13 protein-coding genes are annotated in these 14,519 nt (G+C 54.9%); all 13 read right to left on the reverse strand.

Annotated elements, in window-relative coordinates:
- The 13 genes from ACP7E3_RS11940 to ACP7E3_RS12000 all read right to left on the reverse strand — a co-directional run bounded on the left by ACP7E3_RS11940 (position 1) and on the right by ACP7E3_RS12000 (position 14,494).
- A complete protein-coding gene (locus ACP7E3_RS11940; RefSeq protein WP_056791301.1) occupies positions 1–1,809 on the reverse strand; it encodes a PilN family type IVB pilus formation outer membrane protein in 1,809 nt (602 codons plus the stop codon).
- Positions 1,809–2,951 carry a TcpQ domain-containing protein gene (locus ACP7E3_RS11945; RefSeq protein WP_056791304.1) on the reverse strand — a complete coding sequence of 381 codons (1,143 nt, stop codon included), beginning with the start codon at positions 2,949–2,951 and terminating at the stop codon, positions 1,809–1,811. Before ACP7E3_RS11945 ends, ACP7E3_RS11940 begins: the two co-directional genes overlap by 1 nt.
- Positions 2,952–3,116: 165 nt before the next feature.
- Complete coding sequence (locus tag ACP7E3_RS11950; RefSeq protein WP_056791309.1) at positions 3,117–5,072, reverse strand: DEAD/DEAH box helicase; 1,956 nt, start codon at positions 5,070–5,072, stop codon at positions 3,117–3,119.
- Positions 5,069–6,949 (reverse strand): hypothetical protein, encoded by a 1,881-nt coding sequence (locus ACP7E3_RS11955; protein WP_056791312.1) that lies wholly within the window; start codon positions 6,947–6,949, stop codon positions 5,069–5,071. The genes ACP7E3_RS11950 and ACP7E3_RS11955 overlap by 4 nt, the downstream gene beginning before the upstream one ends.
- Positions 6,950–7,057: 108 nt before the next feature.
- Complete coding sequence (gene topA, locus ACP7E3_RS11960; protein ID WP_056791315.1) at positions 7,058–8,962, reverse strand: type I DNA topoisomerase; 1,905 nt, start codon at positions 8,960–8,962, stop codon at positions 7,058–7,060.
- A 97-nt stretch (positions 8,963–9,059) separates the two neighbouring features.
- Positions 9,060–9,257, reverse strand: coding sequence for a CrpP family ICE-associated protein (locus ACP7E3_RS11965; RefSeq protein WP_073451677.1), 198 nt, complete (start codon positions 9,255–9,257; stop codon positions 9,060–9,062).
- A gap of 60 nt (positions 9,258–9,317) precedes the next feature.
- On the reverse strand, positions 9,318–9,761 hold the full coding sequence (locus ACP7E3_RS11970) for a hypothetical protein (protein WP_056791318.1): 444 nt from the start codon (positions 9,759–9,761) through the stop codon (positions 9,318–9,320).
- 103 nt (positions 9,762–9,864) lie between these two features.
- A complete protein-coding gene (locus ACP7E3_RS11975) occupies positions 9,865–10,320 on the reverse strand; it encodes a single-stranded DNA-binding protein (RefSeq protein WP_056791322.1) in 456 nt (151 codons plus the stop codon).
- A 15-nt stretch (positions 10,321–10,335) separates the two neighbouring features.
- A complete protein-coding gene (locus ACP7E3_RS11980; protein ID WP_056791646.1) occupies positions 10,336–10,875 on the reverse strand; it encodes a DUF3158 family protein in 540 nt (179 codons plus the stop codon).
- Positions 10,876–10,880: 5 nt separating this feature from the next.
- Positions 10,881–11,606 carry a PFL_4669 family integrating conjugative element protein gene (locus tag ACP7E3_RS11985; RefSeq protein ID WP_056791325.1) on the reverse strand — a complete coding sequence of 242 codons (726 nt, stop codon included), beginning with the start codon at positions 11,604–11,606 and terminating at the stop codon, positions 10,881–10,883.
- 7 nt (positions 11,607–11,613) lie between these two features.
- Positions 11,614–12,483 (reverse strand): hypothetical protein, encoded by an 870-nt coding sequence (locus tag ACP7E3_RS11990; RefSeq protein WP_146015252.1) that lies wholly within the window; start codon positions 12,481–12,483, stop codon positions 11,614–11,616.
- Entirely contained in the window at positions 12,480–13,790 is a 1,311-nt protein-coding gene (locus ACP7E3_RS11995) for an STY4528 family pathogenicity island replication protein (protein WP_020303009.1), read from the reverse strand. The genes ACP7E3_RS11990 and ACP7E3_RS11995 overlap by 4 nt, the downstream gene beginning before the upstream one ends.
- A complete protein-coding gene (locus ACP7E3_RS12000) occupies positions 13,787–14,494 on the reverse strand; it encodes a DUF2857 domain-containing protein (RefSeq protein WP_056791329.1) in 708 nt (235 codons plus the stop codon). The genes ACP7E3_RS11995 and ACP7E3_RS12000 overlap by 4 nt, the downstream gene beginning before the upstream one ends.
- Between the last annotated feature and the right edge of the window lie 25 nt (positions 14,495–14,519).

Raw genomic sequence — 14,519 nt, forward strand, 5'->3', positions numbered from 1 at the left:
TTAACCCTTGAATGCGCTGCAACGCAGCAAAGGGCTGGGGCAAGAGCCCCACGGATCATTGGCGGCAGGAAAACTCAGGGCGCTAGGGCTTCCAGTGTCGCTATCAACAACAGGGGTAATCAGCACGACCAGCACGTTGTGATCCGTGCTGCGGATGCGACTACCGCCCAGGCCGAAGAATCCAGGATCACCGACACCGGATTTGGTCGCGTTTTCGCTGTTCTCCTCAAAGCCGGTCAGAACCAACGTTTGGCCGCTGCGCAATTTGACTTTGGGAGACAGGTTCCTGGTGTCGTAATCGACTGTCTGAACGCTGGAGCCGTTGCTGGTGAACGGGGTGAAGGTAGGTTTGCTGCTCATGCTCAAAGTGACCATCAGCAGCAGGTTGTCCTGGTCGATAATGCGAGGAAGCAACATCATGTTGAACCCGCTGGTGATCGTTGCGGGAGTCAGTGATGTGGACGATCCGACCGAGGCCGTTGTGGTAGTAGAGCTGGAGGCAATATAGCTTTGCACGTTACCGACTTGGATAGGTGCAGGCTGTAAGTTCAAAGTTGTGATCGAGGGAGATCGGACGTTTGAAACTCGATACTGTTCTGATAGCGCTTTAATGATCAGATTCGAGCCAGCCCAAGGTGACTTGGAGGTATCTAAAACATTGAACGAGCTGGAGACCGCATTAGTGGTAATTCCAGTTGTGGCATTTTTTAGGGAAAAGCCCCACTTGCTGCTCAGATTAGTGTAAACCGCAGACCAATCTAGGCCTGTTTGATCCTTGTCGGTGAGGGTTACTTCAAAGACTTTGACATTGAACAGCACCTGGCGGGTAATACTGCGGTTGAGGGAGGTCAAGTACTTCGAGACGTTGGAAAGTACCTCTGGGCGATCGCTTACCGTCAAGGTCCCAGTGGACCGAGAAAGGAACATACGACCCTGGGGCTGCTGGCTTAGCATCGCTTGGACGTTTTTTTCAATGTCCCCGATCAGTGATGTTTTGATTGAGACGGTGGTGCTCTGGTTGCTGCCAGACTCCCCCGACGCACCTGATGATGAAGATCCGCCACCCCCTCCGGAGCTCCCGCTGCCCGTGGATGTCAGCAAACCGGATTTGACAGTGCTTTCAATCACCTGGTCATCACCAAAGGCCCAGACATCGAACGTTTTGGTATCGAAGTAGGTGACGTGCACGCTGCGATCATCGGATAAATAGTTCCATGCCAGGCCCTGTTGAGCGGTCACCTGATTCAACAAACCAGAAAGCTTGCCGCTGTACTTAATTGGGAATGTACGCGGTGCATAGAACCCATCCATACCCGAAGATCGGGCGTTGCTCGGCATGGTGCCGATGACACCGGCTGGCATGAAACTGGACAGGTTATCCGGCGGAGCAATTACCGGTGGCGAATTAGATCCTGCGTTACCTTGATTGCGAATGGACAGGACGCTTGGATCGATCGCATCTGGAGCCACGATGACTGGAACGCCACACTCGCTGGTGATGTAGTTCGCGACCTCTGCGATCCCAACGTTGTAAGAAGGGCGATAAGTAATGTCGCAATCCATGGCCAGCGGCAAACCGCGCTTGGCGACCAGGGGTTGTTTTGAGACCCATGGCTTGTCGCTGAAAACGACGGTTTCGCGTGCCGGCTCTTGTTGCTGATTGCGCAAGAAACGGCTGTATTGGGAGGCGGTCGCTGCGTCGTTTTCGGCACGGCTGGCCGACTCATTCACGCGCTGCAGCGAGCAGGCGCTGATCAGAGCCATGACCAGTAATGAGGCTGTGCCTCGAATCCAGAGGCGTACAGTCATCATTTTTTCCTCTCTGCGATGTAAACCACCTGCTGTGGTGCCGGGCTGCCGTCTACGATGAATGACCGTGGGGCTGAGTCGTACAGCGGAAAGATCTCTTTGATAGCATCCTCAAAGCTGCCTTCGAATCGAAGCGGTGCATCAATCGGGTAATCCAAGTCGTCGACCTTCCAGATAAGCGTCCACTTAGCCCTTGCTGCCCAGGCTTCCACGGTTTGCCGAAGTGTTGAGCCAGTGGTCGCCGTCCATATCTGGGCCAGCGGCTTTGGAGCGGTTACCACCGCGAGAGCAGGCTTTGACGCGACTGAGGTACTTGGGGCAACGTTTCCAAACTTCTCAATGCTTGCAGGCTGAGTGGTGGAAGCGTTAAGCGGCGAGGCGACTGCCGGGCTCGATGTGGTTTTCCCGGATAAGGTCGTAATAGGGCCATCCTTGGCGGGCACTGCTGGGGTAGATACTGGGGTTGCAGTTGCAGGTGCTGCAGTAGCAGTTTTGATCGGCGCCGGTGAGGGTACGGTGGCGACCACAACGGTGCTGGGCGTTTCGCCGATGGTAGTGTTTTTCGGAGTAGCTGCAGTCGATGGAGTGGAAGGTACGGAGATGGCTGCCACTTGGGTTGGAGCAGTGCGCGATGTTTCCGGGAGCTGGTAACCAGGTCGCAGCACGTAGCAAACCTGGCGATTCACTTCGTCCACCTTCACCTGCCAGGCCGGACCAGCGAGTACTTGCAGCGTATTGCGCAGTGTCATGGGTCCAAGCTTGTACTGGGCCGCGGGGAGTGGACGCGTGTAAAGGATGTTGACGTGACCGGTGTCGGGCGAGCACAGCGTGTATCCGGAACGGTCCACGACGTACTGCATAGCATCGCGTACATTGGGGTGCATGTTGGCAGGAATGCTGATGTCAATGATCTGAGCCATCAGGTCACGCTGACCCGAGTCAGGCAAGGTACTGACCAGGGTGTAACGGCCGTAGCGCACGACGGGCTCTTTTTCAGGCACGGCGCCGCTGGGGTAGAGGTCCGGCGTCAACATGTCCGGGTTACGGCTGCTATCAAACGCCGGTTTAGGCGTCTGTGGCGTATGGGTTGCGCAGCTGGCAACGAGTGCGAGCAGGGAGAGTGTGGTGAAGTGCCTGATCATGTGCCGAAAGGCCCCCTTTGATGATGGAGGCACAGTGACAGCCAGTCATTGACGACGCAGCAGGAAATAGAGAACTGAGTCTTAGGGTTTTTATGCGAGCGCTAAACCAAGCTGTCTGCCAATAACATTGTGATATTCAGTCTTGGAGAAAGCCTACTGAATTGCTTACAAGTAAGTCAGCAGTTCGGATCTAGTTTTGGCCGCTGCATCGGGCTCGATTAGGTCACTCGCCAGTTGGCGTTTATCAAGCAGCATTTGCCAGAGCATCTGATCAATGGTGTTCTCCACCAGCGGGATTTTCACCACAACCATGCGTAGCTGCCCATTCCGGTAGGCTCTATCCTCAGCCTGATCCAGTAATCCAGGCGTCCAGGGCAACCCCAGAAACATCACATAATTGGCAGCAGTCAAGTTATTTCCGGTACCGGCGGCAGAGGTGGTTGCTGCGAACACTCGGGTGTCAGTATCGCTTTGAAAACGATCGATCGCTTTTTGGCGTTTGCCGACGGAGTCACTCCCTACCACCGTGACGCAACTGTATCCGGCTTGCTCGCACTGAGCACGCAGCGTGCTGACTGTGTCCTTGAACTCACAGAACAAGATGACTTTGTCTTCCACATCCAGTTCGCACAGCAGCTCCATAACGACCCGAACCTTCACCTGCTCCAGCAACTGGCGCAGCGATCCTAGCCTGGCAAGACTTGGTCTGTCTTCAAGGCGTATACGGTCGTATTCACGACGTTCCTCGACTGAAAGCTCCACCGGCAAAGTCTGCCGTTGCTTACCCTTGAGCTCCGTGAGCACGTCTTTGCGGCGCCTAAGCATCCAGTCGCCAATCGCCTCTCGAAGGTTCTTGCGAAACTCTGGGCTGCCGGCGAACTGTTCGCAGAACTCTTTGAGTGACAGCTTCCCAACGGGATGGCCGGAAAGCCGCAATAGCGTGTGAAGTTCTGACTCTCGATTCAGGACGGGTGTACCAGTCAACAAATAGCGATTGGGCACCTTGGCGGCAATGTCGAAGCCATGGCGTGTCCACGCTGCGGTGGGCTCTTTCAGGCGGTGAGCCTCATCGATGATCATCACTTCAAAATGGCCGGCCTGCAGGACATAGTCGCCCAAGCGCTCGTAGTTAATGATGGTCCACTGCAACGAGGGATCGAAGACCTGCTGGCCTATTCTGGCTTCGGGATACACCATCTGGATTTCACGTTGCCAGTTGATGATCAGAGTCGACAAGGTGATGACGAGGATGGGGCTGTCTCCCGCTCGAATTGCGGCAGCGATGATGGCCTGGCGCGTTTTCCCAAGGCCCATATCATCTGCAAGTAAAGCGCTAGTCCGTTGCAGCAGATGCCGGATGCCTGCCGGTTGATGGTCCAGCAATGAATGCCCCGTCAACGCCTGGTCGATTTGCTCGCTAGTGAACTCGGTCCGCTCGATGGATGGCACAGCGGCAAGGTAAACGTCTGTTGAGACCTCTTCATTTCCGATTGGGGCTGCGCGCTCTTGCGGCGGACCTCCGAGGCTGATGCGGGTGACTTCATCGGCCGGAACAATGGATCCGTCGGTCAGCAGCTCCTGCACGGTGTCCAGGATCTCAAACTGATCTTCAGAAAGCCCCAACTCAAGAATGAGGTTGGAACGCACCAGTTCGGCGGTCGAATCAATGCGCCAAGACTTCGACTGGCCAAGGAACACGCCGTGCATACGTCGAGATACCGCGACGGCTCCAGGGTGATAGTCGCCCGACAGCAGAATGCCGCCCTGAGCCAGTGGAGCAATTCGAAACGTTAGACCCCAGGTGAATGCTTGCCGGTCTGGTGATTGTTGTGCTGCTGCAAGCTTTGCAGAGAAGGTCTGCCAGCTCTCGTTGAAACGGCCTTCCGTCAACTCCATCAGACGATGGAAGAGCAGATCCAGGTCATCCAGCAATTTACCCTTGGGCATTCGCCAGTAGCGATGTTGAGGATGCTCCGCACGGCGTATGTAGAACCCATCACGCTCAAGAAACAGGCGGTTGGCCCCCTCGACGTACTGCAGCAGAATCCCGAAGTCATAACCGTCGAAAATAACCTTCTCGACCAGATGGGGCCGACTATTCAAAAGGCGCGGACGGCTCATGTTTTACTCAAACGCTGGTTGATCCATTCTGTGCACGCTTGAGCGTGCAGCTTTTTCCGGTTTCGATTTGTATAGCGGGGCATGGATAGTGTGTGGTCGGGCCATTCCAGGTTGACCTCGAGCTCACCTGATTTGATCTTTGCCCAAAACCATTGGTAAGCCCGGTCAACCCTTGAGCCCGACCTAGGTGTGCGATTGCGGAGCCCTCTCAGCTGTATCGTGACCAAGTGTTTAGAAGTCAATTTTGCCGGTGTCTTGCCCCAGGCACTCTCATCCATTTGGATTTCGGCAGAGGCCAATGATTGTCCGTTTTCGCGTACTGAAAAAAGACGGCAGTTGCCTCGATAAGCGCTGTAGTCGTAACCATCAATGCAATGGCCTAGCGCTCGATGTTCTGCATCAAGGTCCGCTGGGCATTTCAGCTCGACAATTTGCAGCCCATTCGGGCTTACGAGAAGTGTGTCGTTCGAATTAAGCAGCGTCCTCCAGGGCGTTGAAGAGTCCGCTTTTGTTTGGGGATCTGCGGCATCAAGAGCTTCACGTATGTCTATCAGTGCCAGGTGAAAGCCATCCACTAAGTTGGCGATCTGGTGATAGGTAGCAGTACCTATGAAGCTTTTGAGTTTTTGCAGTGCGTCACGGGCGTCGGGTCCGTCGCTTTCATCAACGCTATTAAAAACATCATTCAGATCTTGCAGCCTATCAGCAATTTGAAGCCAATCAGGGTTGGACCACTCTGTCGGACATCCTGAGAACAACCTGCTCCAGTCTTTTGTCTGCTCCAAAAGTTGATAGGGAATCTTATCCAGCAATGCAAAAAAGGTTTTCCAGTGCGTCTTAGTCGAAGGGCGGCGGTTGACCATTGCTGCTCCAAGCAGCAATCGATGCCACGGAGTATCCGGACCTTCACGGCTTATTCGCGTCAATGCGCTGCCGGTATCAAAAACGCGTTGTTGGCCCAAGTACCGAACTGATGTTCTTGGAGCTTGTAAGAGCCATGCCAAGATGTCGTTCAGGGGGAGGCCAGCGTCCGTGATACGGCCCACTAGGCATTCCCTGGATTCCACGCAGTAGTCGTCGTCGCGCAAGATAGGTCGAAACTCTTGAAGTTCATCCCATGGGCTTTCCAGGAAAATCTTTTGCTCTTCGTCCCATGGCCAAGGCCATTGGTTGGCCAAAACTAAGAGAGGGATTAGCACCGGTTGAACCTTGAGGGCTTGTAGTCGACGTACGCGGTCCCCTTGAGCCAGCCAGTTATAGAGCTTTGGGGAAGGGCACTGCGCTGAACGAATAGCGAATAGAAGTTCCTGGTCCAGGCACTGGCAATACTGCTTCAGCGTGCTGCCGATCTGTTTCAAGTAAAACTGCGTGCGCGGGTTGAAGTAACGATTGTTGCTTACCGACGCATCCGAGCCTTTGCGAATAAAACTACCCAGATCCTCAACCGCGAGCGCAACTGCTGCCGCTCGTGCAGACTTGCAAAACGACGTCAGAAGCACATCAGCAAACCAACGCCCCTTAAATCTCAGCAGCAGCTGCTGGGCTACCTGGACGGACGGCTTTTTTTTATGTACGCGATCTTTAGTTACGATCTTGCAGGCCATTAATTGCTGGCCGTCGAAGTACTGAAGCTGGTTGCCGATCCTGGCCAGAACCTGGCGCGTTTGAGCATTGGTACTGCCCCATGCCACACACCAGCAGCGGGAGTGGACATTAGAGTTGAGGTAGTGCTCGATGAACGAGGTCAGGAGGGAAGGTGAGATCTGAAAATGCAAAGCCCAAGTCTGGGCCACTTCAATCTGGCGATCTGAGAACTTTTCCAGCTTCGGCGCTAAGATGCGCAGTCCCAACACCGATTGTCTTTTCTGTTCGCTCACCCGTGACCTCCTCCGCTATTCGCAGAGGAATGTCAGGTACGGAAGAGGTAGGTTCCAGCGTTAATGCATAACACCGTTAGTAGTGAATTATGCTCTCGGTAGTAAGAGTTAAACCCCTCTGGGTTTATCGAAGTCTGGTTTGCCATTCAGTGAGGGAAAGCTGACTTTGCAGCCGTTGGACCTGTACCCGGTGCAGCCCCAGAAGTCATAGCCGCCGTCCCCTTTTTTCTGACGCCTTGCGAGAGGCTGATTGCATTTGGGACAGTTGAAAGCGCCACCGGCTGTGGCTGGGCGTGGAGCTGACGCCATTGGCACACTTGGCATACCACGTTGCTGAGACAGTTCCTCTTCCAGGCGCTTATGCAGACGTGCAACGACGGCGCCGTAGGTGTCTTGGCCCTGGGCGATTTTGTCCAGGTCGCGCTCCAATTCCCGCGTAAAATCCAGCTCCACGAAACTGAAGAACCCTTCGAGCTTCGCGATCGTTTCCTCCCCCAGAGGCGCCGGTACCAGTTTGCGGCTCTTTTCCTCGATCAGTCCTTTGCTGGTGATGTTCTTCAAGATCGAGGCAAACGTACCGGGTCGACCGATCCCTCGACGTTCCATTTCTTTGATCAGGCTGGCCTTGGTGTAGCGTGACGGTGGTTGTGTTTTCTTCTTCAGCAGTTCGCCGCTGTGGACCGAAAGAATCTGTTTTGGGGTTAGTGCTGGAACAGGGTTGTCAGTCTTCGTGTCCTCATCATCGTCAGTGTCATCGCCCCCGAGCAGTTTCCGCCAACCTGGATGAAAAAGCGTTTCACCTGTCGCACCAAATCTCAGCGCCTTACCATTAGGTCCAACTGCGAGCATTTTCACCGTGCGAACATCAAAGACAGCCGCCTCGAGCTGGCTGGCCAATGCCCGAACCCAGATAAGCTTGTACAGGGCCAGTTCGTCATCGTTTTCGCCGGCGGATCTTTCGGACCAATAGGTGGGTGTGATGGCAGGGTGGCCTTCCTGGGCGCCTTCGGCCGCTTTGAACGTGCGCCGGTCATCTACGGCTTTCAATCCAAGAGCGTTGGCCACCGTTCGAATATCCACCATGGCTTCATCTGGGACGTTTGGGTTGTCAGTTCGGTGATAAGTGATCACGCCTTGCTCGTACAAGCGCTGGGCCACCTGCATGGTCTTGTCCGGATCCCATTTCAAGGCGTTGCTGGCAGCTTGTTGAAGGGTCGACGAGATGAATGGTGCGGGAGGATGACGCTCGGCCTTGCGATCCTCGCAGGACTCCACGACCACATTTCGAGTGCCGGCGACGTGTTGAGCCAGGTTGCTATCCTGAACATAGGGGAAGTCCTTGCTTGCGAAATCCGGTACCGGTTGCCACTCGGCATACCAAGTGGTGCCCCGACTTACATCGGCAAAGAACAGACGCACGCCAAAGTGATTGATCACCTGAAAGTTGCGGATCTCGCGTTCGCGCAAGACCACGAGAAACACGGCGGGTGATTGAACGCGGCCAGCGGAAGTAGGCTTGCCCATCAGGCGCCGCAACTCTTGGGTCACCAGGTAGCCCACCAAGCGATCCAAAACACGCCGGCACTCCTGTGAGGCAACCCTGTTCAAATCGATTTGACGAGGGTTGGCTAGAGCCTCTGCGACACGCTTGAGGGTGATTTCATTGAAGGTGATGCGTTTGTAGGATTTGACCGCCAGTACCTGCTGGATGTGCCAGCTGATGCTTTCACCTTCACGATCAGGGTCGGTTGCGAGGTAAATTTCACTGGCCTGTTTCGCTGCGGCCTTGATCGTTTTGACGGCCCTGGCGCTCTTATCCAGGATCTCGTACACCGGCGTGTAGTTTTTACGTACTCCGGTGGTGATCATGCTGTCGTCCTGACCTTTGGCCGGCAGGTCGCGGATGTGCCCACCACTGGCAACCACCTGCCAGTCTTCCCCTGGGCGTAGCTTCTTCATCATTGGCTGGAGCTTTTTCAGCTTACCAGGTGCCTCGATGATCAATAGCTTCACGGTGTGTCCCTCTCAGATAATCAGAGCGGGACTGTTGCGTCAGGCGGGTAGGGCTTCAATAGGAAATGGTCAGTGCGTGGGGGAGGGCATTATGCGGCTATAGGTCCAGCGAAAGCTGCTGTGCCTGGGCAAAGCCCTTTAGCCATGACGCACGCATAGCGGGGTGTTGGTAAGGGCAGTCATACACCCGTAGCCCTTTCCGCGCAGCGGCCGCACCAGTGGCAAAAACCGTCAGGTGAGGATTGTTGCAACGTCGCCTGTCAGTGGCTTTAGGCAAGAAAGCGTTATCACCCATGGCGGTTGCTCCACGATGCTCAAATTCATCTTCCAGCAGATCCGCGCTTGGCGCGATTTTTTACGGGAGGGTGTTGCAGCCAGGTGCCGGGATGTCGAACCAGTTGGTGGCCCTTAGCCAATGCACGAAGAACTCAACGGACTGACCACTTCGTCGTTGAAAATCGTGTAAATCGCCATGAAGCTCAAGATCCTCAGACTCATCATCCCAGTTGAAAAGTTCGAAATAGTTGGTGTCGTAGCGATCAGGGTTCAAAAGCTCTTGTATGAATCTTCGTGCAACGAATGAGCTCATGTCACTGTAGTCATCAGCCCAGACGTCTTTATCACGCCAACCAGCTTTTATCCAGGAGGCGAGTCGAATGTTGTCGGTGATACCGTAGAAGTCTGCTGCGTTGACGTCGCTCTCATCACAGTACCGCCAGTACAGCCGTCCCAACGTGGGGTGATCCGCTGCTACCAGAAGCCATCCATCTGGACACCTCACCTCATCATCGTCCCGCATTGTCATACACCTTAAGGCTTCACGATTGGGGAGGGAAAGACGTTGATGTTTTTCCCTCCACCACGAGCTTCACGATTGGGGGGCCAAAATTAAGCCCCTGCAATCAGAACGGACGGTCGGGGTCCGGGTAGTCGTCGAAATCAGGGGCAGGTTGCGGACTGGACTGATCACGTGACGGGCTGCCTTGGCCCTGCGACGGTGACAGGGTCACGCTCGCAATCCTGTGCGGCAAGATGGCGACCCGCGAGGCTTGAACCTTCAGAGCCGCATTTTCCTCCCCATCTTTTTCCCAGCGATCCATTACGGCTCGGCCGGAAACGATCACGCGCATGCCCTTCTGAAACAGGTGCGAGTAGTGTTCAGCATCTTTGTGCCACCACTCGACGTTCGCCCAGAACCCCCCACGATCTTCATACCCGCCTTTACCGTCCGGAATCGAGTTGTCGAAGTAGACGTTGACCCGCATGAGCCTCCGTGGGTCCTTGTTGCCGTTGGCGAACTCTTTGAATTCCGGGGTGGAGCCGATATTGCCTTCCCAGCCTTGTACGGGTGTGGACATGAGTATTCTCCGAGGTTATGGATGTTGCGTTTGATTGGTGAGCTTCTGCAGTCGAGCGGTGTACACGGCCTCTGCCTGGCCCATTTTTTCGGCGCAATCGGCGGCCTGTTTGGCAATTGAGTGCATCAGGCTCATTTGCATGTTCAGCGTGATGCGCTGCAGTTCCATTGCGTACAAGTCCTGCAGCATGATTTCTGGTGTTCTGGATGAACCCATCATGTCTGCCCAAACACCGACGCCCATTCGGCGGTCCGTCACCTGCTGCCATCTCAGAAATTGGGTTCCGGCCTGGGTGTTCTGTTCTGTCAGTCGAACTGGCACAAGGGTGAATGGATACCGGCGAGCCTGGCTCAGCACTTCCTGGGCAAGTGCTTTCAATTCCGATTCTTGAACCCGGCATAGATCGGCAAATTGGCTCAACTCCCCCTTACCTTTAAAAGGCTTTAAAAGGCCTTTTAGTGAGGCAGCCTGTTGCAGTCGTTGGAAGGCATCCTGTTGCAGTGGTCGGAAGGCGGTCTGTTGCAGCACGCCGTCTTCTGAGGACGTCTGGCCCATGACCATCAGCCTTCCTCGGCATCATCAAAGTGATCACTCGCCTCGGATTGCTGTTGGCCGCGAATGATGGGGGGAGCAAAGTTGGAGCGGCGGGTGCCTTCCAGGATGTCCTGCGGCAGTTCTCCGTAACGCTCATACATTTTGCGGGCTGCTTCAGCCTTGGCATTGTTGGCGGCGAAGTCATCGCGTGCAGCGCCGGAGTATTTATAGATCTGGGCCAGACCAAAAAGTCTGCGCAGCACGGCAGCGCCTTCATCGATCCAAGTTTCCATGTCGTGACGACCGACCAGACCGACGTGCTGGGCCAGCAAAATGCGCCTGACAATTTCGTCGTAGTTGGTCAGTAGGTACACGGCTTGGAAGCCGAGTGGATTGGCGATGTATAGAGGGAGGCTGACAGGCTGGATGGACAGGTTCTCGCTGATACTGATGGCCGGGGGGAGGGAAGCCATGGCTGTATCGAGACGATCTTCGATGGTTTTGAGTGCCTCCTTTGAATCGTGGATCTTCTCTTCAAGCTGGATCATCCACCAGTCTGAATACGGATCATCCTGCTGGGCGCCACGTGACATGCGGTTGACTACAGTGCAGAAGCCCGACAATCCGATGATGCCGACCTTGAGATCGTTTTTTGGGCGTCCCATCCAGATCCGTGCAGCATGATGGGTGTGAAGGGTGAGCTTCACATCGCTGCGTAGTGAGCCAATATTGAGCCGGTAATTGTCAGCCATGGTGCAGTTATTCCTTGGAAAGAGGATTGACATGGCCATGCTGCAATTGGGCTGCTACGGACGCAGCATTAAATCCATAGTCAGACGGAAGGGGATTTGTTGAGGCGTCTATATATAGAAGGAGAGAAGCAACATTGTCTGTCTGACTGCCGTCAGCGATCCGGGATCCCTGGTAAGTGTTGTGGGCCACAGCACTGAGCCGACGGCCACCACAGATTACGGATCCTGTCAGGGTGATGCGGTGCGCATCATCCAGTCGGTAGTTATGTGGCCCACATAGCTTCGAGTTGCCACCTGGAGTATCGAATCCCTGTTGAGTGTTGTGGGCCACAGCACTGAGCCGACGGCCACCACAGATCACGGTTCCTGTCAGGGTGATGCGGGACACATCATCCAGCCGGTAGTTATGTGGCCCACATAGCTTTGAGTTGCCACCTGGAGTATCTGATCCCTGGTGAGTGGTGTGGGCCACAGCACTCAGCCGACGGCCACCACAGATTACGGATTCTGTCAGGGTGATGCGGGCCGCATCATCCAGCCGGTAGTTATGTGGCCCACATAGCTTTGAGTTGCCACCTGGAGTATCTGATCCCTGGTGAGTGGTGTGGGCCACAGCACTCAGCCGACGGCCACCACAGATTACGGATTCTGTCAGGGTGATGCGGGCCGCATCACTTGGCTGAATGCCTCCACCGATATCGAATCCTGGCTGGGTGTTGCGGGCAGCAACACTCAGCTCGGCTATGCCGCTGACCTGGGATCCTGGTTGAATGATTCGGCCCGAATCACTCAGCTCTCTGCCATAACCGGTATCAAGTCTGGTCAGCGCCATGCGGGCGGCATAGCTTGGCTGACTGACATTTCCGTCCGGAGTCATGAATGTGTGCTCCGATTGGGCTTTAGCAGGTGCAGCATCTCGCTCAGTGTTTGATTGGCGGTTTGTATCGATTCCGGATTGCGTGGAGTCACCATCGCTTTCACCGGTTGAGCAACTTCAACGGTGCTTGAGCCCGTCGACGGGCTACCCGTGTTCATGTGGTTGAGACGTGGTTTGTCGTCTGGCTTCCAATTGCTGTTGAAGTCACCTCGTACCGCCGTGGCGACAAGCGTCATCAGATACCCAAAAGGGTTTCGAACGCCTCCCGTGTCACAACGGTGCACCCATTGCTTGATGAGCGCAGGCTTCACCTCTGGTGGGACTTTCTGCAACGCCACAAGGGCACTCTGTTTCTGATCCGTGGGCAGCCGGTGCAGGGCATCCAGGAGGTCTGCAGCCGTGTCATCTGACGTGGGCGGTACATGTACAGAGCTTTTACAAACATCTTTGTTTGTATCTGTATACGTACTATATGAGTTCGGATTCCGAACTGAGTCCGAACTCAGTGATTTACGGCTGAGTTCGGATTCCGAACTCAGCTCAAAAGCGATTCGCTTACCGCTGGATTCACTGAGTTCGGATTCCGAACTCAGTGTGGAGGCAGCTATATTTTGCTGAGTTCGGATTCCGAACTCGGGAGCAGTCAAAGGCTGAAGGGCTGTTGCCTGAACCCATGGCTGACTGTTCAAGCGAGCTTCGATGATGTTCAACCGAGTCGGTAATCGCTGACCAACCTCCGGATCTGCGGCGAACTCCTTCCAGGCTATTTCAGCAACTTCACGAATCGCCTTGGTCTGATGCTCCATCGATTGAGCGAGTAACTGCAGATAGTCTTTGTCGAACTCCAGCGCTTCACCAGGCGTTACAGGTTCATCGTGAAGAAGGTAGACGTTGCCTTGAACCTGACCACTGAGGTCATTACGCACGCGACGACCGAGGCTGAGCCAGCGAGTCAGGCGAAGGGTGACCAAGGCTTTTGATACCGTTTCACGGGACGCCGGTCTGCCGGGTAGCATGCCCAGGTATGGCCGTAGCTGCTCATAGGTGGGGAACGCCGTCAGGCCGTCGTCATTGATCAGTAGGCGAAATACCTGCCAGGCGTTTCGTTCAAGCGGAGACAGTCGATCATCCAGAAGCAATCGACGAGGAACTGTCTCATGAGGGTTACCGCTGAAAATAATGCCGGAGTAGGGCGCTGAGCCCTCAATCCCCGGGGGCATCGACTCTTTTTTCTGACGCAGATGAGCCTCAAGATGCCCTGATGCAGAGTCCAGAAGTGTCGAGAAGGGGAGCCGGGACAACTTCATAGGTCGTTGTCACCTTGCCCCAGTGTAACTACTGGTAGGGCCAACTGATGGTTGGCCGATGACACCAGCTTCAAACCTTTTGTAAATCCAGCGCTTGGATGCGAAGGCGGATAAAGGCCGTCTCTGATCCATGACTGAACGCGGTGCCAGATTATCGCTAAACTGAGGTTTTCCGTGCCTTCAATTGAGTCGGCGCCCTGTGGAGCATTGAGTTCTTCTGCCACCAGCATGGCCACGTCCAGCAACGCCAGGCTGTCATCCAGCTCAACCTGATGCTCTTTCATCAGATGGGTCCAGCGGTACCAAAGCTGAGCATCCATCTCTTCGCTAAACTCTCGCCACCGGCCACGGCGTGCTGTTACGCCAATCACCAGGCGTTGAAGGGCAACATCCTGGGGGGATAAGCCAAAGAACTGTTGCAGCATCTGTGTCGTTGCCCCGAGTCGAAGAGCACGTTCAATCATGCGCACTTCCTCGTCTGATCGTTGAGCCCCGGTCAGAAGCTTTTTCACCATGTCTCCATCTATCGTGACACTGCACCAGGAAACGGGAGTGTTAAGCAGCAAGCTCAGCACCGAAGGTTGTTGAAGCTGGGCCAAGATTTCGGGCTCCAATCCCATCTCTATGCAGCGACGGAGTTGGCCGTTGCGCATGTGGTGCAGCACCTGAGACAGGATGGCTTCATTGATAGGTGTTTTGGACATACGACTCTCTCCCTGCCATCGACCC

Origin of the sequence: Pseudomonas sp. PSPC2-3 (assembly GCF_049898265.1) — a bacterium.
Lineage (GTDB): Bacteria > Pseudomonadota > Gammaproteobacteria > Pseudomonadales > Pseudomonadaceae > Aquipseudomonas > Aquipseudomonas veronii.

Excerpts from the sequence above, each read along its gene's own strand:
- ACP7E3_RS11965 (WP_073451677.1), bottom strand. The coding sequence starts at position 9,257 with ATGGGTGATAACGCTTTCTTGCCTAAAGCCACTGACAGGCGACGTTGC.
- ACP7E3_RS11985 (WP_056791325.1), bottom strand. The coding sequence starts at position 11,606 with ATGGCTGACAATTACCGGCTCAATATTGGCTCACTACGCAGCGATGTG.
- ACP7E3_RS12000 (WP_056791329.1), bottom strand. The coding sequence starts at position 14,494 with ATGTCCAAAACACCTATCAATGAAGCCATCCTGTCTCAGGTGCTGCAC.
- ACP7E3_RS11990 (WP_146015252.1), bottom strand. The coding sequence starts at position 12,483 with ATGACTCCGGACGGAAATGTCAGTCAGCCAAGCTATGCCGCCCGCATG.
- ACP7E3_RS11980 (WP_056791646.1), bottom strand. The coding sequence starts at position 10,875 with ATGGGCCAGACGTCCTCAGAAGACGGCGTGCTGCAACAGACCGCCTTC.
- ACP7E3_RS11945 (WP_056791304.1), bottom strand. The coding sequence starts at position 2,951 with ATGATCAGGCACTTCACCACACTCTCCCTGCTCGCACTCGTTGCCAGC.
- ACP7E3_RS11940 (WP_056791301.1), bottom strand. The coding sequence starts at position 1,809 with ATGACTGTACGCCTCTGGATTCGAGGCACAGCCTCATTACTGGTCATG.
- ACP7E3_RS11970 (WP_056791318.1), bottom strand. The coding sequence starts at position 9,761 with ATGCGGGACGATGATGAGGTGAGGTGTCCAGATGGATGGCTTCTGGTA.
- ACP7E3_RS11975 (WP_056791322.1), bottom strand. The coding sequence starts at position 10,320 with ATGTCCACACCCGTACAAGGCTGGGAAGGCAATATCGGCTCCACCCCG.
- ACP7E3_RS11995 (WP_020303009.1), bottom strand. The coding sequence starts at position 13,790 with ATGAAGTTGTCCCGGCTCCCCTTCTCGACACTTCTGGACTCTGCATCA.
- ACP7E3_RS11950 (WP_056791309.1), bottom strand. The coding sequence starts at position 5,072 with ATGAGCCGTCCGCGCCTTTTGAATAGTCGGCCCCATCTGGTCGAGAAG.